This window comes from Streptomyces sp. NPDC093801 (assembly GCF_040701585.1).
In the GTDB taxonomy this organism is placed as follows: domain Bacteria; phylum Actinomycetota; class Actinomycetes; order Streptomycetales; family Streptomycetaceae; genus Streptomyces.
This window is the reverse complement of record NZ_JBFBDP010000032.1, coordinates 67980-93487: the sequence shown is the minus strand read 5'-3', so window position 1 is coordinate 93487 and position 25508 is coordinate 67980. Positions and strand designations below refer to the sequence as shown.

The 25508-nt window shown below is 73.8% G+C and carries 24 protein-coding genes; 18 read left to right on the top strand and 6 right to left on the bottom strand.

The window, feature by feature from the left end; genetic code table 11:
- Window positions 1-277 precede the first annotated feature (277 nt).
- Both AB0469_RS31480 and AB0469_RS31475 read right to left on the bottom strand, forming a co-directional pair.
- A complete protein-coding gene (locus tag AB0469_RS31480; protein ID WP_366454864.1) occupies window positions 278-1078 on the bottom strand; it encodes a hypothetical protein in 801 nt (266 codons plus the stop codon).
- Between the two features lie 282 nt (window positions 1079-1360).
- A complete protein-coding gene (locus AB0469_RS31475) occupies window positions 1361-2356 on the bottom strand; it encodes a helix-turn-helix transcriptional regulator (protein WP_366454863.1) in 996 nt (331 codons plus the stop codon).
- Window positions 2357-2609: 253 nt separating this feature from the next.
- Between AB0469_RS31475 and AB0469_RS31470 the strand changes: the two genes are divergently transcribed.
- The 16 genes from AB0469_RS31470 (at window position 2610) to AB0469_RS31395 (ending at window position 19414) form a co-directional block, all read left to right on the top strand.
- Window positions 2610-2915 (top strand): hypothetical protein, encoded by a 306-nt coding sequence (locus tag AB0469_RS31470; protein WP_366454862.1) that lies wholly within the window; start codon window positions 2610-2612, stop codon window positions 2913-2915.
- 102 nt (window positions 2916-3017) lie between these two features.
- Window positions 3018-3233 (top strand): hypothetical protein, encoded by a 216-nt coding sequence (locus AB0469_RS31465; RefSeq protein ID WP_366454861.1) that lies wholly within the window; start codon window positions 3018-3020, stop codon window positions 3231-3233.
- The gene (locus tag AB0469_RS31460) at window positions 3230-4360 is read left to right on the top strand and encodes a hypothetical protein (RefSeq protein WP_366454860.1); all 1131 of its coding nucleotides are present in this window, start codon (window positions 3230-3232) and stop codon (window positions 4358-4360) included. Before AB0469_RS31465 ends, AB0469_RS31460 begins: the two co-directional genes overlap by 4 nt.
- A 232-nt stretch (window positions 4361-4592) precedes the next feature.
- The gene (locus AB0469_RS31455) at window positions 4593-5597 is read left to right on the top strand and encodes a TauD/TfdA family dioxygenase (protein WP_366454859.1); all 1005 of its coding nucleotides are present in this window, start codon (window positions 4593-4595) and stop codon (window positions 5595-5597) included.
- A gap of 191 nt (window positions 5598-5788) precedes the next feature.
- Window positions 5789-7120 carry an aspartate aminotransferase family protein gene (locus AB0469_RS31450; protein ID WP_366454858.1) on the top strand — a complete coding sequence of 444 codons (1332 nt, stop codon included), beginning with the start codon at window positions 5789-5791 and terminating at the stop codon, window positions 7118-7120.
- Entirely contained in the window at window positions 7117-8439 is a 1323-nt protein-coding gene (locus AB0469_RS31445) for a hypothetical protein (protein WP_366454857.1), read from the top strand. The genes AB0469_RS31450 and AB0469_RS31445 overlap by 4 nt, the downstream gene beginning before the upstream one ends.
- Window positions 8436-9179, top strand: coding sequence for a hypothetical protein (locus AB0469_RS31440; protein ID WP_366454856.1), 744 nt, complete (start codon window positions 8436-8438; stop codon window positions 9177-9179). Before AB0469_RS31445 ends, AB0469_RS31440 begins: the two co-directional genes overlap by 4 nt.
- Window positions 9176-9877, top strand: coding sequence for an HAD family hydrolase (locus AB0469_RS31435; protein ID WP_366454855.1), 702 nt, complete (start codon window positions 9176-9178; stop codon window positions 9875-9877). Before AB0469_RS31440 ends, AB0469_RS31435 begins: the two co-directional genes overlap by 4 nt.
- 97 nt (window positions 9878-9974) lie before the next feature.
- Window positions 9975-11237 (top strand): hypothetical protein, encoded by a 1263-nt coding sequence (locus AB0469_RS31430; protein ID WP_366454854.1) that lies wholly within the window; start codon window positions 9975-9977, stop codon window positions 11235-11237.
- Window positions 11234-12490: an ATP-grasp domain-containing protein gene (locus AB0469_RS31425; RefSeq protein ID WP_366454853.1), complete on the top strand. Its 1257-nt coding sequence runs from the start codon at window positions 11234-11236 to the stop codon at window positions 12488-12490. Before AB0469_RS31430 ends, AB0469_RS31425 begins: the two co-directional genes overlap by 4 nt.
- A gap of 76 nt (window positions 12491-12566) precedes the next feature.
- Complete coding sequence (locus AB0469_RS31420; protein WP_366454871.1) at window positions 12567-14105, top strand: class I tRNA ligase family protein; 1539 nt, start codon at window positions 12567-12569, stop codon at window positions 14103-14105.
- A gap of 99 nt (window positions 14106-14204) precedes the next feature.
- Complete coding sequence (locus AB0469_RS31415; protein WP_366454852.1) at window positions 14205-15260, top strand: D-alanine--D-alanine ligase; 1056 nt, start codon at window positions 14205-14207, stop codon at window positions 15258-15260.
- 76 nt (window positions 15261-15336) lie between these two features.
- Complete coding sequence (locus AB0469_RS31410; RefSeq protein ID WP_366454851.1) at window positions 15337-16608, top strand: hypothetical protein; 1272 nt, start codon at window positions 15337-15339, stop codon at window positions 16606-16608.
- A gap of 79 nt (window positions 16609-16687) precedes the next feature.
- Window positions 16688-17944 (top strand): MFS transporter, encoded by a 1257-nt coding sequence (locus AB0469_RS31405; protein ID WP_366454870.1) that lies wholly within the window; start codon window positions 16688-16690, stop codon window positions 17942-17944.
- Between the two features lie 55 nt (window positions 17945-17999).
- Window positions 18000-18716, top strand: a complete 717-nt coding sequence (locus tag AB0469_RS31400) for a M15 family metallopeptidase (RefSeq protein WP_366454850.1) — start codon at window positions 18000-18002, stop codon at window positions 18714-18716.
- Window positions 18713-19414, top strand: coding sequence for a C39 family peptidase (locus tag AB0469_RS31395; RefSeq protein WP_366454849.1), 702 nt, complete (start codon window positions 18713-18715; stop codon window positions 19412-19414). Before AB0469_RS31400 ends, AB0469_RS31395 begins: the two co-directional genes overlap by 4 nt.
- Here AB0469_RS31395 and AB0469_RS31390 read toward each other — a convergent pair.
- Window positions 19399-20157: an SDR family oxidoreductase gene (locus AB0469_RS31390; RefSeq protein ID WP_366454848.1), complete on the bottom strand. Its 759-nt coding sequence runs from the start codon at window positions 20155-20157 to the stop codon at window positions 19399-19401. The genes AB0469_RS31395 and AB0469_RS31390 overlap by 16 nt on opposite strands.
- A 295-nt stretch (window positions 20158-20452) precedes the next feature.
- Between AB0469_RS31390 and AB0469_RS31385 the strand changes: the two genes are divergently transcribed.
- Window positions 20453-21298: an AraC family transcriptional regulator gene (locus AB0469_RS31385; protein WP_366454847.1), complete on the top strand. Its 846-nt coding sequence runs from the start codon at window positions 20453-20455 to the stop codon at window positions 21296-21298.
- An 18-nt stretch (window positions 21299-21316) separates the two neighbouring features.
- Here the strand turns inward: AB0469_RS31385 and AB0469_RS31380 are convergent, their stop codons facing one another.
- Together AB0469_RS31380 and AB0469_RS31375 are read right to left on the bottom strand one after the other, a co-directional pair.
- A complete protein-coding gene (locus AB0469_RS31380) occupies window positions 21317-21733 on the bottom strand; it encodes a GNAT family N-acetyltransferase (RefSeq protein ID WP_366454846.1) in 417 nt (138 codons plus the stop codon).
- 44 nt (window positions 21734-21777) lie between these two features.
- Window positions 21778-23307, bottom strand: a complete 1530-nt coding sequence (locus AB0469_RS31375) for a hypothetical protein (protein ID WP_366454845.1) — start codon at window positions 23305-23307, stop codon at window positions 21778-21780.
- A 273-nt stretch (window positions 23308-23580) separates the two neighbouring features.
- Here AB0469_RS31375 and AB0469_RS31370 point away from each other — a divergent pair, with 273 nt between their 5' ends.
- On the top strand, window positions 23581-24342 hold the full coding sequence (locus AB0469_RS31370) for a metallophosphoesterase family protein (protein WP_366454844.1): 762 nt from the start codon (window positions 23581-23583) through the stop codon (window positions 24340-24342).
- A gap of 39 nt (window positions 24343-24381) precedes the next feature.
- Here the strand turns inward: AB0469_RS31370 and AB0469_RS31365 are convergent, their stop codons facing one another.
- Window positions 24382-25419, bottom strand: coding sequence for a WYL domain-containing protein (locus tag AB0469_RS31365; protein WP_366454843.1), 1038 nt, complete (start codon window positions 25417-25419; stop codon window positions 24382-24384).
- Window positions 25420-25508 lie beyond the last annotated feature (89 nt).

Below are 25508 nucleotides of genomic sequence, written 5' to 3'. Positions count from 1 at the left end.
CATGGATACCCACTCGACCAGAGCATGAGGCAGGTCGAGTGCGGCAGGATGGGGAACCAACAGGGCTCCTGTGCCGATGGGTTGAGACTTCGAACGCCTCCCTCAACGGCGCGGGAGCCTTGTGCGTTGCGGTCCTCACCTGACACGGCCTGGGTCACTCGATCAGTGGGCACTCTGAAAGGGCTCACTGGCGCAGATATCCCGAAGAGAGAACCCGGGCCACGACGAATCATCTCGTGACCGGCCGACGGCCCGCTCGGCGACCTGGCCCGCGTCGCTAGGGGCGGACTTCCCACAGCGAGGCGTAGGGGATCTCCGACAGCCCGGAGAGGTACTGGTCGACGCCGTACCTGTCGGCGGACTCGAGGTCGAACGACACGAGGCCCCTGGAATCGAGCGGGCTGATCAGCACTTGCATCTGGCTGCCGGCGGGACCGACCGATCGCCATGCGGTGAGGTAGCGGGGCCGGCGCGTGACGTTGATGATGTTGTTGTTGTGGTGGACCCGTGCATGGTGCGCGACGCAGTCGAGGCAAGCCGCGGGCCGGCAGTCGAAGAACCTGTCGCTCTTCTCCTTCCACGAGAAGATCGGAGTCTCGAACTCGGGGTCGATCCTCGCGCGGTCGCCCCTGATGAAGTACGCCGACATGTTGGCGGTGACCAGGTCGTACGCAGCGTTCCGCGGAATCCGGAGCACTCGCTCGGTGGTGAAGGAGGTTCCCGGCGCCATCCAGACGGGGATCCCCTTCCAGGCCCGCTCGCGCCAGACCGTCCACACCGCCCACAGCGACCAGGCCGTGAGGGCGAGGAACACCGGCAGGTACGGCGTCCACTCCCGCTCCTGGAGCCACAGGGCCAGCAGCAGGCCCTGCGTCGCCACGGTGATGAGCACGCCCAGCAGCACCGCCGCGCCCGAGTACCGCAGGGTCCGCTTCCCCCAGTGGTCGAACACCGCGGCCGCCGCACAGACCTGCGCCGCCCCCGACAGCACGAACAGCATTCCGGCCAGACGCCCCGAGAAGGTCAGTGCCCCCGGGGCGTCCACCATTCCGATGCCGCTGAGGAGGAACGCGGACACGAGCAGTCCAGCGGTCAGCAGCGCGATCGTGGTGCGCCGGCGTCCCGCACGGTCGGGCCAGGTGGCGCCGTCCGCCCCGTGCCAGCTGACGCAGGCCCTGTCGTCCAGGTCCGTTCCGGGCGGCAGCCCCGCGCGGCGCAGTGCCTGCGCAGGTCGCGGAGTGCCTCGGGCCGTCCCGCTTGCTCATGCCGGCCATGCTGCCAAAGGGCACTGACACCCCCGATGGCGGGCGACCGAGCATCGGAACGGTATGCCGGGGGGAGCCGTCGGCCGCGGTGTGCGTCAGGGGTGGGACGGGAGGTATCCCAGTTGTACGGCGCGGACGCCGGCCTGGAAGCGGCTGCGGGCGCCGAGGTGGGTGAGCAGGCCGGTGGTCAGCCGGCGGGCGGTGCGGGTGGAGATGCCCATGCTGTTGGCGATCGACTCGTCGGTGCGGCCCTCCGCCATCAGGCGCACGACCTCGGTCTGCTGGCGGGTCAGTTCGCCGGAGGAGCGCTGGGGCGCGGCGCCGAAGGGTTCGGCGGAGTCCCACACGAGGTCGAACAGGCGGCACATCAGGGAGATCACGCCGGGGTCCGTGATGGCCAGCGCGCCGTCGGCGGTGCTGTCGGAGTCGGAGGCGATCAGGGCCGAGCGCCGGTCGATGATGATCATGCGGTTGGGCAGGGTCGGCACGGTGCGGATGTGCGCTCCCTGCTCGGTGAGCCAGGCCGCGTGGCCGGCGGTGGGGGCGTCGCGGCGGATGCTGTCCAGGTAGACGGTGCGCATCGTGATGCCGCGGGAGAGGAGGCGGCGGTTGAGCGGGCGCGAGGCCTCCATGTTGGCGGGCGTCTGGGGTCCGCCGGGGGCGAAGGTGAGGAACTCCTCCTTGACGTTGTCGTTGAGGGCTTCCAGGTGGTCGCGGATGGCGTCGATGCCGCGGAGGTAGCGGATCCCGGCGCCCATCGACATGGTGTCGTGCTGTGCGTACTGGGCGATCAGCTCGGCCGTCGCCGCGCGGCTCTGTTCCACGTGCTGTTGCTGCTCGGCCAGTTCGGCCTGGCGGCGCGCGAGGAGCTTCATGAGCCCGAGGTCGGGGCTGATGGCGCGCATCGGGGACTCGTCCGCCGAGGACCTGCGGATCAGGGCCAGCTCGAAGAGCTGGTCGAGGGCCTCGCGCACGGCGTCCTCGGACAGCTCCAGCTGGCCGGAGAGCTCGGCCACTCCGAACAGCGGGTGGGCCAGCAGCTCCCGGTAGACCGCTTCGGCTGCGGCGCTGAGGCCGAGTGGACCAAGCATGAACGTTCCCTTGTGGTGCGAGTGGTGCGGGTGGTGCGGGTGGTGCGGGTGGTGCGGGTGGTGCGGGTGGCCCGCGCCCGGATCCGGCGCTGACGTGCTCCGACCTCCGGCGATCGGGTCCGGTATGCGGACGGTCTACGCCGCATTCTATTGCTCCGGGCCGTCCCGGAGCGGCCCGTCCCGGGCGGCGCGTCCGAAAGTGGCCAACTGCAACCCCTGGTACTGGGGCCCCGAATCCCGCATGGTCTAAACCATGTTCCTGATCTGCGCTTCCCTGGTCCCGCGCCCCGGCGTCAGCGGCCCCTTCCCCGTCGACACCGCGGCGGCCGTCGCGTCCGCCGCCGCGGCGGCCGGGGTGCGGGGGGTCGAACACGTCGTCCAGCGCGCCGAACCGGGAACACGACCCGTCCTCGGCATGTACGTCGTCGCCGCCACGCAGCAGGCCGCCGCTTCCGCTTGCGAGCGGGCCTGGCACGCCGCGGTCGCCGCCCGGCCGGAGCTGGAGGGGTGGACGGCCGTCTGGGAGGACGTTCCGCTTCCGCAACCGCCCGTGGCCTAGGGCGGACATGGCCATTTTGACCCTCCCGATCTCCCTTCACCGGGCTCTTGCGCCGGGGCAGACTCGTGGTCGTCCCCCAGGAGAACGAACGAGGAACGGAGCATGAACATGAAGAAGACCCAGGGTCTGGCCATGTCGCTGATCGCGGCCACCACCGTGCTGCTCGGTGCCGGCACCGCGAGCGCCGGCACCGTCACCCCCGAGCACCCCCGCACCCCGATATTCACCCTGCAGCCCGGCACGAGCTGCGCCTCCCCCGGCTTCGGCTGCCCGCGTGACTCCGGCTGGCAGGAGATCAAGCCGCCTGCCGCCAAGTGACGGAGCCCGGGTCGGGCAGGAGCGCCCCGCACCGGGGCGCCGGGGCCCGCCGGCTCACGGCGTTCCTCGACCGGCTGTCCCCCACCTCGACCGTGGAGTCCGTCCCGCTGCGGGACCTCCACACGGCGCACGCGCCGCGCAATGCCGAGGAGGACGAGCAGTACGCACGGACGCTCGCCGCCTCCCGGGAGGACCTCGCGCCGGTCCTCGTGCACCGCTCGACGATGCTCGTCATCGACGGCGTGTGCCGGGCCCGCGCCGCCGCGCTCCGCGGCCGCACCCACATCCGGGCCCGCCTCTTCGACGGCACGGAGGAGGACGGCGACATGCTGTCGGTGCTGGTCGACGTCGCGCACGGCATGGTTCCGCCCGTGGCGGACCGCACCGCCGCGGCCCGGCACGCGCTGCGCGTGCAGCCCGACTGGTCCGACCGGGCGCTGGCCGCTCTCACCGGGCTGCCGGGAAAGCGGGTCGCAGCGCTCCGGCGGGAGAGCGGAGCCGCCACCGCACCGCACGAACGACGGCTCGGCCTCGACGGCCGGGCCCGGCCCCTCGACTCCGCCGCCCGCCGGCAACTCGCCGACGGACTGCTGAGCGACGACCCGCACGCCTCCATGCGGCAGGTCGCCCGCGCGGCCGGACTGTCACCGGCCACGGTGGCCGACGTACGCGAACGCAGGCGCCGCGGCGAGGATCCCGTACCCCGCCGGGGCGCCGGGGTCCGGCCCGGGCGGGCCGGCCTCGTCCCGACGCCCCGGACCGGTGGGGCGCCCCTGCCGGCGACGCCCGTACCACCACCGACACACGTACCACCACCGACACCCGTACCGCCGACGGCCGTCACCGCACTGCGGCCCGCACTGGCATCCCTGACCCAGGACCCCTCCCTGCGCCTCACCGAGAGCGGCCGCGCACTGCTGCGCGCCCTCGACGTCTCCTGTGTGCTCGCGGACGGGATCGAGGGCATCGCCGCGCACGTTCCGCCGCACCGGCTGGACACCGTCGCGCGGCTCGCGGAGTCGCACGCCCGGCTGTGGGAGGAGCTCGCCTCCCACCTCGGGCAGCGGCGCACCGGCCGGGACGGCCGTACCCCGCTGCCGGCGGGCATCGGCGGCGCGGCCGGCTGACGGCGCTCCCCGCGCCCCGGCACCACGGCGTCCGGCACCACGGCGTCCGGCACCACCGCGTCCGGTGGCCGGGGCGGACGGGCACGCCTACTCCGGCGGCACGGCGACGGCGTTCGCCGCCACCGTGTACGCGCCGTGCCGTACCGGCCCGAACCACCAGCACAGCCCATCACCCTTCCGTCGGCGGACCCCGCCGCCGCCCGCCGGAACCCCCGCAATACAAGGAGCAGGAGTGGCACTCGCCGTAGCAGAACGACACGTGGCAGGGTCGGTCGTCCACCTCACCCGGGCCGAGAGCGAGGGGCTGTGGAACCTGTCGCACGAGGCGGTCTCCCGCCTGGAGCACTCCCCGTCCTTCGACCTCTCGGAACTCCTCCCGGACGTCCCCCGCACGCTGCGCACCGCGCTGACCGACTTCCGCGAAGGAACGTCGGACAGCGGCTGCCTGCTGGTCAAGGGCGTGTCCACGGGGGAACTCCCGAGCACACCCGCGGAATACGGGTCACGGGCACTGGCCGGACACCCCACCAACGGAACGCTCGCCCTGGCGGCCGACATCCTCGGCGGCCTCATCGGGTACGCCGACGAGAAGAAGGGCGACCTCTTCCACGACGTCCACCCGGTGCGGGGCGAGGAGCACCGGATGGAGAACAGCGGCTCGGTGGCCTTCGACTTCCACACCGAGAACGTCCACCATCCGCTGCGCCCCGACCACCTCGGCCTGCTGAGCCTGCGCCAAGGGCACGAGCGGACCACCGCCACCCGCGTGGCCTCCGTCCGCCGGGCCCTGACCCGCTTGACGGAGGCCGAGGCCGCCACCCTGCGGGAACTGCGGTTCGAGAGCCTGTTCCCGACCTCGTTCACGCGGGGCACCTCCGGCGAACGGCCCTCCACGGGCCGGCACCGGGTCCTCTTCGGCGCCCCGGGCAGCGAGTTCTTCCGCTACGACTCGTTCAACACCAGGGCGGTGGACCCCGGAGCCGCACAGGCCCTGCGGGCCCTGGCCGAAGCGCTCGAAGCCGTGTGCACCGAAGTCGTCCTGGAACCCGGTGACCTGCTCCTCGTCGACAACCACATCGCCGCCCACGGCCGCTCCGCCTTCACTCCCCGCTACGACGGACGAGACCGCTGGCTGCGCCGCTTCTACTCCCACAGCGCCCTGCCGGGCTGGGCGCGGCGCATGATGGCCGGCGCACGCGTCCTGCCGGCCACCACCGACATCCAGGGCGTCTTCTGAGGCCGCACCCCGGCCTCCCACCCGCCCGCCCGACCACCTGCCTGCCCGCTGCCGCACCCGCGGCACCCCGGGCCGGTCCGTGGTGCCCACGCGCACCCGTCCACGTGCCGGACTCCAGGAGTCCGCACGCCCCTCATCGCCAGCGCACCTCACGCGCGCACCGCCAGAAACCTCCCAAGAAGGGCACACCCATGTCCATCCTCGCTTCCCCCGGTGACCTCGTGCCCGGCGGGATCCCGGACCCCGTCATGAGCGCCGTCGTCTCCGGCGAGACCTCGCCCGAGGCCGTCTACTACCCCGTCAGCGACCAGCGCATGGTCACCGGCGAAGGGGTCTACCTGTACGACTCCGAGGGCCGCGGATACATCGACTGCGCCTCCGCGACGTTCAACCTCAGCCTCGGCTACCGCCACCCGGCCGTCATCAAGGCGATCAAGGACCAGGCCGACGAGCTGATCCACGTCACGTCGAGCTTCCAGACGGAGCCCATCAACCGGCTCTCCAAGCGCCTGGCCGACCTCGCCCCCAAGCGCCTCACCAAGACCCACCTCAAGGTGTCCGGCGGATCGGTCGCCAACGAGGGCGCGATCAAGATGGCGCAGCGGGCCACGGGCAAGCGCGACGTCGTGACGCTGTTCCGCAGCCACGTCGGCCAGACCATGATGATGGCCAGCCTGTCCGGAAACGCCTTCCGCCGGGCGCCGTTCGCCCAGCTGTACCCGGGCGGCATGCAGGTGCCGGACCCGTACTGCCACCGCTGCTTCTACGGCCAGCAGGCCGGCAGCTGCCGCATGATGTGCGTGGACCGCATCAACGACTTCCTGGAGTTCGCGAGCAGCGGCAGCGTCGCGGCCGTCCTCGTGGAGCCCATCTCCGGCAACGGCGGCAACATCGTCCCGCCGGACGGCTACTTCACCAAGCTGCGCGAGCTGTGCGACGCCCACGGCATCAAGCTGATCTTCGACGAGATCCAGACCGGCATCGGCCGCACCGGGCGCATGTTCGCCGCCGAGCACTTCGGCGTCGAGCCGGACGCGATGACGGTCGCCAAGGGCCTCGGCGGTTCCGGCGCGCAGGTGGCCGCGATCATCGCGAGCGACGAGATGGCGGGCCTGCCCACCAACGACCACTCCTTCACCTACGGCTCCAACCTGCTGGCCGCCTCCGCCGCCCTGGCGACGCTCGACGTGATCGACGACCCGCTGTTCCTGGCGAACGTCCGCGCCACCGGCGACCTGATCATGGGCCGGCTGGAGGAGATGAAGAAGCGCCACCGCGTGATCTCCGACGTCCGCGGCGTGGGCCTGATGATCGGCATCGAGATCGTCGACGCGAACGGCACCCCCGACACCGCCCTGACCAACCACCTCGCGGACAAGGCGATGGAGCACGGCCTGATCCTGCGCACCTCGCGCTACGGCAACGGCAACGTGCTCAAGATCCGGCCGCCGCTCACGCTGACCCTGGCCGAGGCCGAGCTGATCTGCGACCGCTTCGACGCGCTGCTGACGGAGCACGCGTGATGGAACCCGACCTCGTCCTGGTGGGCGGCGGGTTCCGCGCCGCCACCTTCCTCGCCTCCGCCCCCGAACTCCTCGCCCACCGGGTCGCCGTGTTCGAGCGCGGCACCGTCTTCGGTCCCGGCGGCTTCGCGGACTACGCGATCACCAGCACCTCGATCGGCTCCCGCTTCCTCAAGGAGCTCTCCGCCACCGGCCCCTTCGCCGCGCTGAGGGACGATCCGCTGGTCGCCCGGGTCGCCGGCGCCGAGTCGCCGGTGCCCATGGCGCACCTGGCCACGGCGCTGGGCCGGGTCGGTACGGCGGTGGCCGCGGCCCTGGGGCCCGGCCGGCTCGCCCTGGGCACGGAGGTGGCCGCCCTCGACGTCGTCGAGGAGGGCTCGGCCGTACTGGTCCGCCTCGCCGACGGGCGGACCGTACGGAGCCGGAACGCGGTCATCGCCACGGGGCGGACCGAGCGGCCGCACGCCGAACTCGCGCCCTGGCGGGCGAAGGTGCGCCGGTCCGCGCAGATCATCAGCCGGAGCGGGCGGGACGCGCTGCGCCGGGAGCTGGCCGCACTCGGACGGCCCGGCGGGGACGGCGGCCGGATCGTCGTCGCCGGCGCCTCGCACAGTGCCATGTCCGTGCTCCGCGTCCTGCTGGAGCTGTTCGACGAGATCCGCACGACCGACCCCGGCTTCCGGCCCCCCGCCGTCGACGTGCTCCAGCGCAGCGCGGCCCGGCTCGTCCACCCCGGCCTCGCCGAGGCACGGCGGGACTACGTCGAGGGCCGGGAACGGGCCGCCGATCCGGCCACCGACGTGTGCCCGGAGACGGGCATCGTCTTCCGCGACTCGGGTCTGCGGCACGAGTCGCGGGACCTGTACTGCGCGCTGTGGGACGGCCGGATCCCGGGTGCCCGGCTGGTCCGCACGGGCCGGCTCGCGGAGGCCGCGGACCTGCTCGACGACGCCGCTCTGGTGGTCCAGGCCCTCGGCTACCACGGCCACGCGCCCGACGTGCTCATCGACGGCCGGCCCGCCCGCCCCAGCGGCTCGCCGGAGCGCTTCGCGCACACGGACGACGGCACGGCACTGATCGCCGGGCGGCCCGTTCCGGCGCTGTCGGTGCTCCGGGTCGAGCCGACGCCGTACGCCCTGCGCGACCACGCGGTCTACGGCAGCGGACTCTACGGCAGGCTCGCCGGCCGGCTCCTCGCCCGGCTCGAAGCGGACGCCGGCCCGCTCGCCGCGGCCGTTCCCCCGGCCGTCGCCGCTTCCCCGCCCCCTTCCCCGCCTTCCTCCCCGTCCCCGTCCCTTCCCCAGGAGATCGCCGTATGACCACCGAGACGACGGCGGCGGCCGCCGTGCCCCGCGTCCGCAGCCGGCAGCAGCTCGTCGAGGAGCTGGCCGATCTCCTCCAGGGCCGCAAGCGGCCGGGCCGGCCGCTGGTGGCCGGGCTGACCGGCATGGACACCTCCGGCAAGTCGCAGCTGGCCACCGCGCTGGCCGCCGAGTTCGAGCGCCGGGGGGCCGGCCACCAGCTCGTCCGGATCGACGACTTCCACCGCCCGCGCGCCGTCCGCTACCGCTCCGACCTGCCGGAGGCCGAGGCGTACTACCACCACAGCATCGACTTCGGCCGGGCCGCCGCGGAAGTGCTGCGGCCGGTGCGGGAGGAGGGCCGGCTGTCGGCGGAACTGACCCTGCTGGACCTGCCCACCGACACGTACACGCTGACCCGGACGTACGAGGTCGGGCCCGAGACGATCGTGCTGGTCGAGGGGGTGTTCCTGTTCCGCGACGAAATCCGGGACCTGATCGACCTGTTCGTGTACCTCGACGTCGCCGAGGACGTCGTCCTGGCCCGCGGCCGGTCGCGGGACGTTCCCTCGCAGGGCGAGGAGGTCATGGGCAAGTACCACACGAAGTACCTCCCGGCGCAGCGGGCGTACCTGGCCGGGCACCCGCCGGCCGAGCACGCGGAGGTGATCGTCGACAACTCGGACTGGGCGGCTCCGGTCGTACGGGTGTGGCCGGCGGGTACGGCTGCGGCCCGCGCAGAGGACGGCGGGCGATGAGCGCCGCGGCCCCCGGCCGGGGTCCCGTGCGCGCGGTGGTCTTCGACCTGTGGAAGACCCTCGTCCCGCTGCCCGACGACGTGAAGCGGCAGGCCTTCACCGAGACGGCGCGGGCTCTGGGCCGGCGGCCGGAGGAACTCTCCGGGCCCTGGGCGCGGACCCGGGTGCGGCGCGAGACCGGCCCCCTGGACGCCTACCTCGACGGCCTGCGCGAGGACCTCGGCGCTCCGTGGGACGACGGGCAGCGGGCCGAGGCCATGCGGGTGCGCCGGAGCGTCCACGGCCGGGGCTTCGCCCGTCCCGCCGACGGCGCCGTCGAGACGCTGACCGCGCTGAAGGCCCTGGGCGTCCCGATCGGCCTGGTGTCGAACTGCAGCTCCGACGTCCGGGACATGCTCGACGCCTCGGACCTGGGGCCGCTGATCGACGTGTCCGTGCTCTCGGCGGAAGCCGGGCTCATGAAGCCGGATCCGGAGATCTTCCTGCTCGCCGCCCGCCGGCTGGGCGTGGACGGCGGTGCGTGCCTGTACGTCGGAGACGGGCACGACGACGAGCTGGACGGCGCGTCGAGCGCCGGGATGACCGCGGTGCTGCTCGACCTCGGCGAGGACCACCCGTGGACCGGCCCCCGGATCCGCGCGCTGCCGGAGGTCCTGGGGCTGGCCGGGTACGTCGGGCGTGCACCGGATGCCGCCTGAGGCGACGGCGCCCGGACCGTTCCCCCGCCCCACTGCGACAGGCCCGTACCGGGCGATCGACCCCCTTTCCCCGTTCCGACAGGAGCTCGTGAACCTCATGAAGCACGTCATCGTCACCAACACCGGCAACACCAGGCAGGCCCGGCAGCTCGCCGAACGGGGCGACCTGCGCATCCTGTTCGTCACCGAGCCGCGGTTCGTCGACCAGTACCCGGAGGGCACCGAGCTCGCCCTGGTGGACGACCTCAACGACCCCGAAGCCGTCACCGCCGCCGTCACCGCGACGCGCCCGCTCGGGGAGTTCACCCACGTGCTGGCGCTCTCGGAGCGCGCCTCCCAGGCGGCCGGCCACCTGCGCAGCCACCTCGGGCTGCCGGGGCCGTCGTTCGACACGGTGGTCAACTGCACCGACAAGCAGGTCATGAAGCAGCGGTTCCGGGAGGCCGGGCTGCCCACCGCACGGCACGCCGTCGCGGCCGACGCGGCCGGGCTCGCCGCCGCGCTCGGGGAAACCGGCTACCCGGCCATCGTCAAGCCGGTCATCGGTGCCGGCGCGGACGCGACCGAGGTCGTCCGCTCCGCCGCCGACCTCGCGACGCCCGCCGCGCAGGCGTACCTCGACCGGCTGGCCAACCCGGCCACCACCTCCGAGAAGGCCTTCCCGGTCGTGGTCGAGCAGTACCTGGACGTCCTCCACGAGTACCACTGCGACGGGCTCGTCACCGACGGCGAGGTGACGTACGTACGGGTGTCGCGCTACCTCAAGCCCGTCCTCGCCTACGGGGAGGGCGGTGTCTTCGGCTCCCACCTGCTGGACCAGGACTCCGCGGAGGCGGCCGCGGTCCGCGCGCTGCACGAGCGGGCCGTCCGCGCGGTGGGCCTGCGCGACGGAGTGACCCACTTCGAGGCGCTGGAGACCGCCGACGGCATCCTCGCCGGCGAGATCGCGTGCCGTCCGGGCGGCGGCGGCATCCGCCGCATGCTCCAGCTCGACAGCGGCTTCGACACCTGGGGCGCGTACATCGCGAGCAGCTTCGGGGAGGCGTACGAGGTCCCGGCCGCCGCCTCGGACCGCAGTGCCGCGGACCCGGGCCTGCTCGTCGAGATGCTGTTCCCGGCCGTCCGCGGCACCGTGACGGCGATCAGCGCGGCGGAGGACTTCACCGCGATTCCCGGCGTCATCGAGGTGGACATGCGGCTGAAGCCGGGCGACACGGTCGGCGGGCTCATGGACTCCTCCACGGTCAGCGGCCTGGTCTTCGCGCGGACCTCGGCCGACCGCGACGTGGCCGCTCTCGTGCGGGAGGTCGAGGCGGCGTTCCGCATGGAGACCGCGGCCCCCGAGGAGGCGGCGGCGTGAAGATCCTCGTCCTGAACCGCTCCAACCTCGCCACCACCCCCTACGCCCAGTGGCTCGGCCCCGCGCACGAGGTCGTGCTCGTCACCTCCACCGGCGCGATCAGCACCGACCCCGATCGCGCGCGGGCGGAGCTGTCCGGCTACCGGGAGGTGGTCACCTTCGACCGCTTCCACGCGAACGCGGCCGTCGAAACCACCGCACTCGACCTGCACCGGCGCCACGGCTTCGACGCGGTCATCGCCATGAACGAGTACGACCTGCTGCGGGCGGCCCGCCTGCGGGGGGCGATGGGCATCGACGGCCAGGGCACGGCCGAGGCGGAGGCGTTCCGCGACAAGCTCCGCATGAAGGAGGTCCTCACCGCCGTCGGCGTCCGCACGGCACCGTTCGCGCCCGTCGCGCACGTCACCGACCTGTACGCGTTCGCCGCCGAGCACGGCTACCCATTCGTGGTGAAGCCGCGGCGCGGCGCCGGTTCGACGGGTGTGGAAGTGCTGCGCGACGCGGACGGGCTGGCGGCCTACGCCGCGGCCCACACCGCGCTCGGGGACGACGACGGAGCCGCGCTGCTGGCGGAGGCGTACGTCGAGCACGAGCTGTTCCACATCGACGGGCTGATCGTGGGGGGCACCACGGTCCTGGTGTGGCCGTCCGCCTGCACCTCCGCCCTCACCTACCGCGAGGGCACCGTGTTCACCAGCACGACGCTCGATGCGCACGACCCGCTGACCGGGCCGCTGCGCGACCTGACCCTCCGCGCGGTGCGCGCCCTGTCGGCCTGGCCCACGCTCACCTTCCACGCGGAGGTCTTCCGCACCGCGGACGGCACGCTCCTGCTCAACGAGATCGCCTCCCGGGTCGGCGGCGGCAAGATCTACGAGACGGTCCGGCTCGCGACGGGCGTGGACCTGGTCCGCGAGTACATCCAGGCCGTCGGCGACGACAGCGTCCACCGCCCGCCGGTGGACCGGCCCGAACGGACCGCCGGGTTCGCCCTGTTCCCCGGCAGCCCGGGCACCCTGGCGGCGGCTCCCGCCGAGGGCACCTGCGACGTGCCCGGCGTGGACCAGTACCGCCTCAACGTGCCGGTGGGCACCTTCCTCGGCGTCGCCGAGCACAGCAGTGCGCGGATCGCGTCGGTGGTCGTCGCCGGCGAGGACCGCGCCGCGGCGGGGGCGGTCCTCGCCGAGGCCGTCGACTGGTTCCGGGCGGCCTGCGAGATCACGCCGCCGGGGCCGGACCCCGCCCCCTGACCCGTCCCCGCCCGCTTCCCTCCCGTACCCCGAAAGGCCCCCCGTGCACGTCAGTCAGACCGTCCTCATCGTGCCGATGCAACCCACCCCCAACGGACGCATGCACATCGGCCACGGCGCCGGAACGTATCTGCGCGCCGACGTCCTCGCCCGTGCGCTGCGCAGCCGCGGCCACCACGTGTCCGTCATCAGCGGCAGCGACGGGTTCGAGGACTGGGTCACCGCCGCGGCCCTGGCGGACGGGCACACCCCCGAGGAGACCGTCGCCCGCTTCCACGCCGGCATCAAGCAGGACCTGGACGGCCTGTCCATCGGCCTCGACGCGTGGATCGACCCGACCTCGGCCGAGCACCACGACGGCTACCGGGCCGTCCACGAGGACACGATCGAACTGCTCCGCTCCACCGGCGCGGCACGCGCCGAGAGCGAGCGGATCCCGTTCTCCGAACAGACCGGGCGGGCCGTCGTCGGCACCTGGATCGCCGGCGACTGCCCGCACTGCGGCAAGCCGTGCGGCGGCGCGACCTGCACGTTCTGCGGCCAGTTCTTCCAGCCCGAGGAGGTCGTCAACCCGCGCTCGCGGCTCGACGACTCCACGCTGGAGTGGCGGGACGAGGAGAACTGGTTCACCTACCCGGCCGATCCGCACGCCATCACCGACCACCACGAACGGGCCGGGGTCCGCCCGCAGTTCCTCGACACCGTGCGCCGCTACCTCGACGCCAGTGCGGGGCGGGTCAACCTCACCGGCCAGGGCACCTGGGGCATCAAGAGCCGTACGCTCCCGCCGGGCAAGGTCATCGCGAACAGCTACTACCTGTACAGCGTGTACTGCGGCGAGGTGCACCGCCGGCTGACCGGCGCCGGCGCCAACCCGTTCGCCGTCGGCAGCGGCGTCACCACGATCGGTGTGTTCGGCAGCGACAACTCCCGTCCGGGCTTCGTGTCCCCGCACGTCATCGCCCAGGGTTCGGGCGGCGCCCTCAAGCCGTTCGACGCGGCCGTCGTCACCGGCATGCTGCACTTCGAGGGCCAGAAGTGCTCCACCAGCAAGGGCCACGGCATCTGGCTGGGCGAGCTGCTCGGCAGCGCCCGCGTCACGGCGGACGAGCTGCGCTTCCACCTGCTCCACGCCCCGCTGGACCACGGCACCGCCGACGTCACCCTGGACGGCCTGGTCGACGACGTGGTGCGGCTGCGCGACTGGCAGCGGAACGTGCTGCTGCCCGCGGTCGACCAGGTGCGGTCGGCGGGCTCCGCGGTGCGGTGCACCCCCGCCGTGCTCGACGCCGTCGAAGCCCAGCACACCGGGCTCAGCCCCTACCACACGGACCTCACCGCGGCGGTCACCGCGCTCGCCGACTGGATGCACCGGGGCCCCGGTCCCGTGCCCGAGGACCGCGGAGCATGGCTGCTCGGCCTCGCCCTGCTCGGCGCGCCCCTGGTGCCCCGCCTCGCCGGTGAGATCTGGGCCCAGCTGGGCTTCGAGGGCGCGCCGGACCTGGCCCGGGCCCGTGCCGGCAGCCCCGCGCCGTGCCCGGAGCCGCGGCTGACGCCGCCGTCCGCGCAGCCGCTGACGGCCGGGGCCCTCCTGCCGTTCGTCCACCGGGCCTGAGGCGCCCGGCCGCCGCCCCGTCCCGCGCCGTCGCCCTCACCCGCCCCTGCTCGTCCCCTCCCCCCTTCTTCCCCCATCGACCGGACACCGGAGTACCCCATGCACATCACCAGCTGGCTCGACCACGAACCCCACCGGCTGCGCGAGCTGGTCCGCAGCGCCGTGGCCCGTACCGCCCCCTGGCGGGTGGCCGTGCTCTACGGCGGGACCTCCGCCGAGGACCGGCTCTACATGGAGAGCAAGCCCGCCGCCGACTGGTCGGTGCACGACGTCCTGGAAGGGCTGAGGCAGCTGGGGACCGAGGCCGACTGGATCGACCCGACCTCCCCCGCCTTCCCGTCCGAGATCACCGCCTACGACGCCGCCTTCCTCAACGTGCACGGCGACTTCGGCGAGGACGGCCACCTCCAGGGCACGCTCGCCTACCTCGGCGTCCCCTACACCGGCAGCTCGGTCGCGACGGGTGTCATCGGAGCCGACAAGCGCCTGACCAAACTGGTCCTGGCCTCCTGCGGCGTCACCGTCCCCGCCCACCGACGGCTCAGCCCCGCCGGGACGCCCGAGGCCGGCCTGCCCTGCCCGGTCATGCTGAAGGCCGTCAACGGCGGCAGCAGCGTGGGCATGGTCCTCGTCACCGAGCCGGACGACCTCGCCCCTGCCCTGCGCGGCCTCGGGGAGGCCGGCTTCACCGACGTCATCGCCGAACCCTTCGTCGACGGCACCACCGTGACGGTCTCCGCGCTGCGCATCGACGGGGACGTGGTCCTGCTGCCGCCGGTCACCTGCGGCACCGAGCGGGAGTACTACGACGAGTACAGCAAGCTGCACGGCGAGCAGGCGGGCACGGTGACCTACCTGGCCCTGACCGACGCCGACGACCCGCGGCTGCACGCCCTGCACCGCGCCACCCGGGACGTCCTGGAGGTCATCGACTTCGAGGGCGCGATCCGGGTGGACTTCATCCTCACGCCGGAGGGCGACCCGGTGCTCCTGGAACTCAACACCATCCCCGGCGTCCAGCACGGCAGCAACCTCGTGCTCGCCGCCGCCGCGGCCGGCATCACGTACCCCGAGCTGCTGGGCGTCGTCCTGGCCAGCGCCGCGAACACCGCCAAGCTCGCGCCGTGGCGGCGGGAGCGGGCCGACCTGGCCTGAGCCCGGCTCCGGCCCGGGCCACGGCCCCGGAGCAGCCGGACTCACCCTCCCTCCGCACAGAACGGACACCCACCCCATGCTCCATGACGGCTACAACACCACCGCGGTAGCCGTGGTCGACGCGCTCGGCACCGGCCACCTCCTCGGCCCCGCCCTCCGCTCCCGCGGCGTCCCCGTCGTCCACGTACGCAACCACACCGCGGCCTTCGAACGGCAGCTCCACACCTTCCACGCGCCGGACTTCACCGCCGCGCTCGACTTCACCGGCGACCCGGCGGCCACCGCAGGGCAGCTGCGCGCACTGGGCGTCCGGCACGTCATGGCCGGCACCGAGAGCGGCAGCGACACCGCCGACCTCCTCGCCACCGAGCTGGACCTGCCCACCGCGAACGCCCCCGGTTTCGCCGCGGCCCGCCGGGACAAGCGCACGATGCACCGCATCCTGCACGAGGCCGGGGTCGCCGTACCGGCCCAGCAGCACCTGGACGGCGAAGGCCGCGTCCACTGGCAGACGGGCCCGCTCGCACCGGCGCAGCCGACCGTGGTCAAGCCGCCCGCCAGCGCCGGGACGGACGGCGTGCACGTCTGCCCCACCGCTGCGGACCGCGACGCCGCCGTCCGCAGCCTGCTGGGCGCCCCCAACCTGTTCGGCCAGCCCAACGACGGCGTCGTGGTCCAGGAACTCCTCACCGGCCCCGAGTACATGGTCAACACCGTGTCCGTGGACGGCTCCCACATGGCCGTCGAGATCTGGCGCTCCGACAAGAAGCTGGTCGACGACGCGCCCGTCTACGACCGGCAGGAGCTGCAGAGCCCCGACGCCCCCGGCATGCCCGCCCTCCTCGCCTACGTCCGCGAGGTCCTCACCGCGCTGGGCGTGCGCTGGGGCGCCACCCACACCGAGGTCATCCTCACCGACCGGGGGCCCCTGCTGCTGGAGACGGGCACCCGGCTGCCCGGCGGCCACGACCCCTCGCTCAGCCTCAAGGCCCTGGGCACCAGCCACCTCGACGAGGTCGTCGACTCCTACCTCGCGCCCGACGCGGTCGCCGACCGCGGCCCGGTACGCCCGCTGCGCCGCCACGCGCTCGGCGTCAGCCTGATCTCCCCGGCCGCCGGGGTCCTCCTGCGGCCGCTCGACCTGGACCCGGTCACCTCGCTCCCGTCGTTCCACGGGATCCGGCTGACCGTCCGCGCCGGATGCGAACTCCCCCGTACGACCGGCCTGCACAGCAAGCCCGGCGGCCTCTACCTCTGCCACGAGGACCCCGCGCAGCTCGAACGCGACTACCTGGCCGTACGGGCCTGGGAGCGGGACGAGTTCACCGACGCCGTGGCCGGCCGCTGAAGGGCGCCGCCCGGCGCCCGCCGACTCCCCCCTCTTCCGCTCCCCTCCCCTCCCCTCCCCTCCCCTTGAGGATGCCGCCATCAACGCCCAAGCGAACGCCACCACGCCCCCGCCGGAACCCGGCACCGCGCTCACCCCCCGCGAGCTGCTCCGCAGCAGACCGCTGCGGCTGCTCTTCCTGGCCCGCGGCACCTCGGTGCTGGGCGACATGGTCACCCCCGTCGCCCTGGTCTTCGCCGTCCTCGCCCTGGGCGGCGGCGCGTCCGGCGTCGGCACGGTGCTGGCGGCCCGGGCGCTGCCGAGCGTGGCACTCGTCCTGATCGGCGGGGTCCTCGGCGACCGCTACCCGCGCCGGTCCGTCATGGTGTGGTCGAACCTCGCGGGATTCGCGGGCCAGACCCTCACCGGCGTCCTCATCCTCCTCCAGCACGCCCCGCTGTGGTGCATCGCCCTGCTGGCCGCCACCCGCGGGGCGACGGGCGCGTTCTTCAACCCGGCCTCCACCGGCGCCATCGCGGAAGTCGCCCCGGAGGGGAACCTCCGGCAGACCTACAGCCTCTTCTCCCTCGTGGGCAATGCCGCGGAAGTCGCCGGACCGCTCCTCGCCGCCGCACTCCTGGCCTGGACCGACCCCGGCTGGCTGCTGGTGGCGGACGGAGCCACCTTCCTGGTCAGCGCCCTCCTCGTCTCCGCCGTCGGCCCCCTCGGCAAGCCGGCCGCCGGCGCCCGGCGCTCGATGGCCGGGGACATCCGCGAGGGCCTGCGCTGCGTGACCGAGCGCCGCTGGCTGACCGCCCTCATCGCCAGCGCCGCCGTCTTCCAGCTGTGCCTGCTGTCCGCCCTGAACGTCCTCGGCCCGGTCGTCGCCGACGAGCACCTCGGCGGCGCCTCCGCCTGGGCCCTCATCGTCGGCGCGCTGGGCGCCGGCGGGCTGTGCGGCACCGCCCTGTCCCTCCGACTGCGCATGCGACGGCCCCTGCTGACCGGGTACGTCGTCATGCTCGCGGGCGCCGGCCCGACCCTGCTCCTCCTCGCCCTGCCCGCGCCCGTGTACGTCCTCGCCGTCTCCGAGTTCGTCTCCGGCATGGCCATCGCGGTCTTCACCGCCGTGGAGTCGGCGGCCATAGCCAAGGAGGTGCCCCGCGAGCTCCTGTCGCGCGTGGACGCCGTCAACCGCTTCGGCTCGATGGGCCTGCGCCCCGTCGGCACGGCCCTGGTCGGCCCGGTCGCCGCCGCCTGCGGAGTGCCCCTCACCCTCGTCTGCGCCGCCGTGCTCTCCCTGCTCGCCATGGTCGTCCCGCTGCTCCTCAGGGACGTGCGGCAGCTGACCGAGTGAGCGGGACGACACCCGAAGCCGGACGGACGCCCCCACGACCACCGAGGAGACTCATATGACGGACCTCACGCCCGCCCCCGTCCTGATGGCCGACCCCCGCGTCGCCGCCATCCCCGTCACCGGCTCCGACGAGCCGCTCGTCGACCTGCGCACCCGCTCCCACCTGCGCGTGGACACCCGCAAGGCCGACCCGGCCGGACACTACGCCCATGTACGGCAGGGCGTGGCCGACCGCCTCGCACGCGCCGCCGGCCTGCTCCCCGCCGGGATCACCTTCCTCTTCGTCGAGGGCTACCGGCCGCCCGACCTCCAGCGGCACTACTTCACCGCGTACCGGGAGCGGCTGCGCGACCTGCGGCCCGACCTGGACGAAGCCGGCCGGCACCTCGCCGCCAGCCGCTACGTGTCACCCCCGGAGATCGCACCCCACTCGGCCGGATCCGCCATCGACCTCACCCTGTGCACCGAGGACGGCCGCGAACTGCCCATGGGTACGAGCGTCAACGCCTCCCCCGAGGACAGCGCGCTGCGCTGCTACACGGCGGCCCCGGACATCGACCCGGAGAGCCGCGCGAACCGGGACCTGCTCGGCAGCGTCCTCACCGCGGCCGGCTTCGTCAACTACCCCACCGAGTGGTGGCACTGGTCGTACGGGGACCGCTACTGGGCCCTGGGCACGGGCCGCGCCGCAGCCCTGTACGGGCCGGTCCACCGCACCGTGGACCCGCCGGTCCCCGGGGGCGCGGGCGCCGCCGACGGGACCGCCCGGTGATTCCGGAGCGGTCCCACCTCGCCCCGCCGCACCCCGTCGCACCCCACTGCGCGTACCGGCCCGTCCGCCACGAGGTGCCGTACTTCGCGCAGTGGGAGTCGACCGAGCTGGTCTCGGAGATCGTCACGGGCCGCCTGGACGCCGCCGACGACCCCCGCTGGCGGGACTCCGGCGCCGACTCCCGCGAGGAGTACGCCTTCTGGTCCTGGCGGGTGTGCGGCATGGCCTGCCTGCGGATGGCTCTGGCCCACTGGGGCCTCGACGCGCCCCCGAGCGTGACCCTCGGCAAGGAGTACCTCGAAGCGGGCGCGTACGTGCCGAAGGAGGGCGGACTGCACGGGCTGATCTACGAGCCCTTCGCCCGCCACACCCGGGACCGCTTCGGCCTCCACGCCGAATCCCGCCCCTGGCTCCCGCTGCACGAGGTGGCGTACCAGCTGCACGCCGGCCGCCTCGTCATGCTGTCGGTCCACCCGGGGGTCCGCAGCGGGGACACCGAGCCGCCCCACCGCGGCGGGCACCTGGTGCTGGCCGTGGGCGCGGACCGGAACACCGTCACGATCCACAACCCGTCGGGCTGGCACGGCACCTCGCAGGAGTTCGCCGAGGTCCCGTGGCCGGTGATGCACCGCTACTACGCCCGTCGCGGCGTCCTGCTCGGCCGCCCGCCCGGCCGGGAGGGTCAGCGCGTGGTGTAGCCGCCGTTGGCGAAGAGGGTCTGGCCGGTGATCCACCCGCCCTCGGTGGCCAGGAAGGTGACGATCGGCGCGATGTCCTCGATCTTCGTCAGCCGGCCGCCCATCGCCTGGGACTCGTGGAACGCGACCCGCTCGGGGGTCTCCTGGCCGTAGAAGAACGGGGTGTCCATCGGGCCCGGCGCGATGTTGTTGACCGAGATGCCGCGGGCGGCGAACTCCTTGGCCGCGGCCCGGGTGTAGTGCTCGACGGGGGCCTTGGCGCCGGCGTAGGTGGAGTAGCCGTCGGTGAAGGCGGCCAGCAGGGAGGTCACGACGGTGATGACCTTGCCGCCGTCGTTCAGCCGCTTGCCCGCCTCGCGGATGAAGAAGTACGCGGCCTTGGCGTTCACCGCGTGCATCACGTCGTACTCGGCCTCGGTGGTCTCCACGATCGGCTTGCGCAGCACCATGCCCGCCGTGTTCACGGCGACGTCGATGCCGCCGAAGGTCTCCTGTGCGACGGCGAAGACCCGCTCCACGTCGGCGGTCTTCGTCAGGTCGCCCTGGACCGCGACCGCCTCGCCGCCGGCCGCCTTGACCGCCGCGACGGTCTCCTCGGCGTCCGGTGCGGTGCCGTCGGAGTGGTAGTGCACGACGACCTCGGCGCCGTCCGCGCCCGCGTTGCGGCTGATCAGCCCGCCGAGGTTCTTCGCACCGGCGCCGACCAGGACGACCTTGCCCGCCAGGGAGTGGTTGCTGCTCATGATCTACGGCTCCTCACCGGATGGGGAGTCCCCGGACTCGGGGACGTTCGCCGGACCACGGTCCGTCGCGGGGGCCTTCCGGGGCTTGAACAATCCGACGGGCCCTGGAACGAACCGCTCACGATCCCGGCCGGTACGCGCAACGAGGGCCCCGTCGGTCCTGCGTTCCTCACCCGGAGGGACCAGAATCGACAGCATGGCGACACCCCCGGCACCCCCGGCACCCCCGACGCCCCCGATACCTCCGGCGTCCGCGACGCACCCGGCAGCGCTGCGGTCCGCGACGACGGCATCGTTGATCAAGCCCCACCTGGTCCGCCTCTCCGGCAGCGCCGGCCTGGACGAGGGCGTGGTCGAGCGCGGCCTGGAACGGGCCGGCGAGGGCGCCGAGGGCGCGGACGGTCCGACCCGGCACGTCGTGGTGGTGCACACCGGCGGCTCGGCCGACCTCAGCTGGACCGCCGACGGCCGCCCCCGGCGCGAGCGCTTCCACCGCGGCCAGGCGCTGGTCAACCCGGCCGGCTGGGCGTCCCGGCCGCGCTGGGAACAGGACGCCGAGCTGATGCTGGTCGCCCTCGAACCGGCCTGGCTGGAGGAGCTCGCCACCGGGAGCGACCTGCCCGGCCCGCTGGAGCTGGCCCCGCGCTACCACCTGACCGACCCGTTCCTGGGCATGCTGGTCGAGCGCCTGGTCGCCGAGTACGAGGGCCCGCAGCCCGCCGATCCGCTCTACGCCCAGTCGATGCTGCAGGCACTCGCGGCCCACCTGATCCGCACCGCCGCGACCCGCGGCCCGCGCCTGCCCGAGCGCGGGGGCGGGCTCACGCCCAAGAGGCTGAACCGGGTCGTCGACCACATGAACGGCTACCTGGACGGCCGGCTCTCGCTGACCGAGCTGGCCGCCGTGGCGGGCGTCAGCCCCTCGCACTTCACCCGGGCCTTCCGCGCGTCCACCGGCCAGTCCCCGCACCAGTACCTGGTCCGGCTGCGCGTGGAACGCGCCCGCCGCGCCCTGCTCACCACGGACACCCCGATCGCCGCGATCGCCCAGCTGTGCGGCTTCGCGGACCAGAGCCACCTGACCCGCACCATGCGCCTGCACACCGGCCTCACCCCGGCGGGGCTCCGCGCGAGCCGGTAGCCGCAGCCGGGCGCGTACCTACCCGAGCGGCTTCACCCAGCGCCGCCAGTGGTCTTCCCTCCGGTACCCGGCGGCGGCCCAGGCGGCCTGAGCCTGCTGGTTCTCGACCAGCACCATGGCGTCGCCGCGCCGGCCGCCCAGCTCCAGGAACCGCTGTTCGGCGGTCTCGAGGAGCGTCCTGGAGATCCCTCGCCGCCGATGGGAGGGAAGCACGGCCAGCCGGTACAGCGAAGCCCTCCAACCGTCCCACCCGGCGATCAGGGTGCCCACGAGGAGCCCGTCGGACTCGGCGAGGATCAGAGCGTCGGGGTCCCGTGCGATGAGCCGGGTGACCCCCGCGAGGTCGTCCGTGATGGACGTCCCCTCGGCCGCTTCCTTCCAGAAGGCCAGGACGTTCGCGGCATCGGCCACCGTGGCACTGCGTGTCTCGATCATGGAACCGAGCCAAACACAGCGGCGTACCGGTCCACCACCGCCTTTCACGGAGCGAGACGGGCCTGCGCCGCCGCCTCCGCGGCCCGGCGCAGGGGCTCGGGGACGTGCGCGAGGCCGTCGAGCACGACCGTCCCCGAGCGCAGTGACGCCCGGGCCACCTCGTGCAGACCGAGCGGCACGGCGTCCCGTGCGACGAGGAAGTACTCCTCGGTGACCTTCACCCCCAGGCCGAGCCCGCGCCACGTCGCGGTCCGACAGGACGGTTGCGGCAGCTCGAGGCCGAGCTCCGGCTGACCGGCGGGCGGCGGGGGCGGCGGGCCGTCGAGGACCGCGACCGCCCGGTCGAGGGACTGCAGGGCCGCCTCCACCTCGCCGTGGCGGCGCTGCAGGGAGGCGAGGTCGACCAGGGCCGCGCCGCGCCTGCCGGCGTCGTCCTGCAGGGACACGTGCAGGCGGCGCGCCCGGATCGCCTGCCCGAGGTCTCCGAGGGCTCCCAGCTCGTGCACCAAGGACCCGAGCAGGGCCTCGTCGCGCGGGCCCGCGTCGTCCAGGATGCGTATGAGCGCGGCGCGGGCCAGTTCGGTCCGCCCCTGGCGGCGGGCCAGCGCCGTCCAGGCGAGGTCGTGTTCGTCGTGGGGATCCCGGCCGTAGTGCGACTCGTCGAAGTCGGCCGCCCACCGGGTCAGGCCTTCGGCGGCCTCGGGGAGCCCGCCGAGCAGGAAGTGGACATCGGGGTCCGCCTTCCGCAGGGACCGCAGCAGGGCGTGGTCCTCCGGCTTTCCGTGCAGGGCGACCAGGACCGCGGCGAGGCGGAGTTCCCCGGTGGGGCCGCGGCGGGCCTCCTGCCGCAGGAGCGTGCGCAGGAGCGGGAGGTCTCCCGGCTGCCGGTCGTACTGGGCTGCGCGCAGGACGGTGGCCCGCCGTACCGGATCGCCCGCGATCGCCTCCCAGCCGTCGCGGTCAGTCCGCATCCGGGCCAGATCGTCCCGGCCGGGAGCGAGTACCGCCTGCCACAGCGGCGGGCGCCGGAGACGGTCCAGCGACGCGTGGGCGCAGCCCTCGTCGGCGTTCAGCAGCAGGAACTCCGGCTCGGTCCGCGCCAGGGAGTCCTGGAGCCTGTGCAGCAGCTCCCGCCTGGGGAGCCGGCGCAGGCCCAGCCCGTCGAGCAGCCTGCTGCGCTCGGCGTCCAGCTCGGGGCCGTAGGAGTTCCGGATCTCGTCTTCGGTCGCGTCGAACACCGCCTCCAGCGCCTCGTCATCGGCCGCGGGGTCGAGATCGACGTGGTCGCGCCAGCCCGGCAGACCGAAGAGGATCTCCAGAGCTTCGTCCATGCCGGCCCCGATGAGGCCCGCCTCGCCCTCGGAGCTCGCGTACAGCACGGCCCCGTCCCCGCACACGAAGTAGGTCCCGCCGGTGTCGTCGCCCGCCACGGCCCTCAGCGGCGCTCCGCTCGCCAGGCGGACCTCCTCCCCGTGCTCGGCCCGGTCGAGGTCGAAATCGAAGGTTCCCGCGGCCGGCCCCGCCAGATCAGGATTCCGGCGCAGGACGGTGAGCAGGGGGTCGGGGCGCGTCATGGCCGGACCGTAACAGCCGCCGCCGACTCCGGACGGTCCGCGGTCTCCCCGGCGGGGGCTCGCTCGGCAGGACCGGCCGCACCACACGGTGGACGGCCCGGGGCGGAAGGCCGTCCCGGCCGCGCCCGGGCCCTCCGCCCGGACAGCCGGAAGCCCGGACAGCCGGAACCACGCGCAGCCGGAAGCCCGGACAGCCGGAACCACGCGCAGCCGGAACTTCGCGCAGCGCGAAAGAGCACACCGCTCGGCCGTCCTCGTCCCACAGTGGTGCCCATGCTGAACCGAGTCGCCGTCCTGTCCGACATCCACGGAGTCCTGCCCGCCCTGGAGGCGGTGCTCGCCGAACCCGAGGTCGGCGCCGCCGACCGCATCGTGCTCACCGGCGACATCACCGCCGGCCCGCAGCCGGCGCAGGTCCTCGACCTGCTGACCGGCCTCGGCGAACGCGTCGTCTGGATCAGCGGCAACGCCGACCGCGAGCTCCTCGAATACCGCCGGGGGCAGCGCGAGACCATCCCCGACCCGATCGGTCCCTGGGCCGCCTCGCAGCTCCGCGAGGACCATCTCGACCTGCTCGGCTCGCTGCCGCGGTCACGGACCCTGTCCGTGGACGGCCTGGGAGAGGTGCTCTTCTGCCACGCCACGCCCCGTGACGACGAGGAGATCGTCCTGGTCGACTCCCGGCTCGACCGCTGGGAGGAGGTCTTCGACGGACTCGACGCCGACATACGCACCGTCGTCTGCGGCCATACCCACATGCCGTTCGTCCGCCTCGCCCACGGCCGCCTGGTGGTCAACCCCGGCAGCGTCGGCATGCCCTACGGGCGGGCCGGAGCGCACTGGGCGCTCCTGGGCCCGGGCGTCGACCTCCGGACCACGCGCTTCGACCTGCGGGCCGCGGCCGCCCGGCTCGGCCGGGAGTCGGCCTTCCCCGGCATCACCGACTGGGCCGACCACTTCCTGCACGCCCGCGCGACCGACGCCGAGGTCCTCGGTGCCTTCGGCCCGCGGGACGGACGCGGCCACGGGCCCTGACCACACCGTGCGTGCGTGCCGCGAGGATCGCGCACCCGCTCAGGAGGCGCCCTCTCGGGCCGCGCGGGCGTAGGACGTGAGGCGATCGGCGAACGCGGTGACGAGGGCGCGCAGTTCCTCGGGGCGCTCGATGACGAAGGGCCGGTCGAGTGCGGCGAGTACCGGGGGCAGCCAGTCGAGCCGTTCGGCCCGCAGTTCGACGCGCAGCCAGCGCTCGGCCGCCCGGTCCTCGTCCGCGACGGGCTCGTGCCCGTGCCCGTGTTCGTGTTCGTGTTGGTACTCCCGCAGGAGCGCGACGGCGGCGGGGAGGTGGGCGCGGATCTGCCCGACCGTCCCGTGGATCCGCAGGGTCACCTCGTGCCGGTGGCCGGCCGTGGCGAACCCTTCCAGCAGGCGCCGTGCCGGATCGGCGGCGTCGGGCGCTTCGAAGGAGCCCGGCAGGGTCCGTGCGTCCGTGATGCGGTCGAGCCGGAAGGTCCGGTCCTCGCCGATCCGGACGTCCTCGCCCGTGACGTACCAGCGTCCCGCGTGGGCGACCACCCCGTCCGGGTGCAGGGTGCGTTCGCTGCGCCGTCCGTCGCGGTCGGTGTAGCGGATCGAGACCGGTCTGCGGTGGCGCACCGCGTCGGCGAGGGTGAGCAGGACCCCGGAGTCGGGGGGGTCGAAGTCGCCGGGCCGGTCGGTGAAGGCGAGGGCGTCGAGGAGGGTGTCGAGCCGGTGGGCGAGGTGCCGGGGCAGTACCCGCCGGATCTTCGCCGACGCCGTCTCGCCCGCCGTGCGCCCGGTCGTCGTCAGCCCTGTGCGGCGGCCGGCGAGCAGCCCGAGCAGCACGGCCAGCGCCTCGTCGTCGCTGAGCATGAGCGGGGGCAGGCGGTAGCCGGGGGCGAGCCGGTATCCGCCGTAGCGGCCGCGCACCGATTCCACGGGCACGTCGAGGTCGGTCACCAGCTGGTCCACGTACCGGCGCACGGTGCGGCCCTCGACGCCGAGCCGGTCGGCGAGTTCGGCCACCGTCCGGGTGCCGCCCGACTGCAGCAGCTCCAGGAGGGTCAGGACGCGGGCGGTAGGTCGGGACATGTCCGCAGCCTAGTGCCGATACCGGACCGGTTCTGTCCGCTATTCCTCCTAGTCTGCGACGCAACACGCATCCCGTACGACCCAGGAGA

Bases quoted from the DNA above. Each gene is read 5' to 3' on its own strand.
- AB0469_RS31475 (WP_366454863.1), bottom strand. From the start codon at position 2,356: ATGCTTGGTCCACTCGGCCTCAGCGCCGCAGCCGAAGCGGTCTACCGG.
- AB0469_RS31470 (WP_366454862.1), top strand. From the start codon at position 2,610: ATGTTCCTGATCTGCGCTTCCCTGGTCCCGCGCCCCGGCGTCAGCGGC.
- AB0469_RS31465 (WP_366454861.1), top strand. From the start codon at position 3,018: ATGAACATGAAGAAGACCCAGGGTCTGGCCATGTCGCTGATCGCGGCC.
- AB0469_RS31450 (WP_366454858.1), top strand. From the start codon at position 5,789: ATGTCCATCCTCGCTTCCCCCGGTGACCTCGTGCCCGGCGGGATCCCG.
- AB0469_RS31440 (WP_366454856.1), top strand. From the start codon at position 8,436: ATGACCACCGAGACGACGGCGGCGGCCGCCGTGCCCCGCGTCCGCAGC.
- AB0469_RS31435 (WP_366454855.1), top strand. From the start codon at position 9,176: ATGAGCGCCGCGGCCCCCGGCCGGGGTCCCGTGCGCGCGGTGGTCTTC.
- AB0469_RS31430 (WP_366454854.1), top strand. From the start codon at position 9,975: ATGAAGCACGTCATCGTCACCAACACCGGCAACACCAGGCAGGCCCGG.
- AB0469_RS31420 (WP_366454871.1), top strand. From the start codon at position 12,567: ATGCAACCCACCCCCAACGGACGCATGCACATCGGCCACGGCGCCGGA.
- AB0469_RS31415 (WP_366454852.1), top strand. From the start codon at position 14,205: ATGCACATCACCAGCTGGCTCGACCACGAACCCCACCGGCTGCGCGAG.
- AB0469_RS31410 (WP_366454851.1), top strand. From the start codon at position 15,337: ATGCTCCATGACGGCTACAACACCACCGCGGTAGCCGTGGTCGACGCG.
- AB0469_RS31400 (WP_366454850.1), top strand. From the start codon at position 18,000: ATGACGGACCTCACGCCCGCCCCCGTCCTGATGGCCGACCCCCGCGTC.
- AB0469_RS31390 (WP_366454848.1), bottom strand. From the start codon at position 20,157: ATGAGCAGCAACCACTCCCTGGCGGGCAAGGTCGTCCTGGTCGGCGCC.
- AB0469_RS31380 (WP_366454846.1), bottom strand. From the start codon at position 21,733: ATGATCGAGACACGCAGTGCCACGGTGGCCGATGCCGCGAACGTCCTG.
- AB0469_RS31375 (WP_366454845.1), bottom strand. From the start codon at position 23,307: ATGACGCGCCCCGACCCCCTGCTCACCGTCCTGCGCCGGAATCCTGAT.
- AB0469_RS31370 (WP_366454844.1), top strand. From the start codon at position 23,581: ATGCTGAACCGAGTCGCCGTCCTGTCCGACATCCACGGAGTCCTGCCC.
- AB0469_RS31365 (WP_366454843.1), bottom strand. From the start codon at position 25,419: ATGTCCCGACCTACCGCCCGCGTCCTGACCCTCCTGGAGCTGCTGCAG.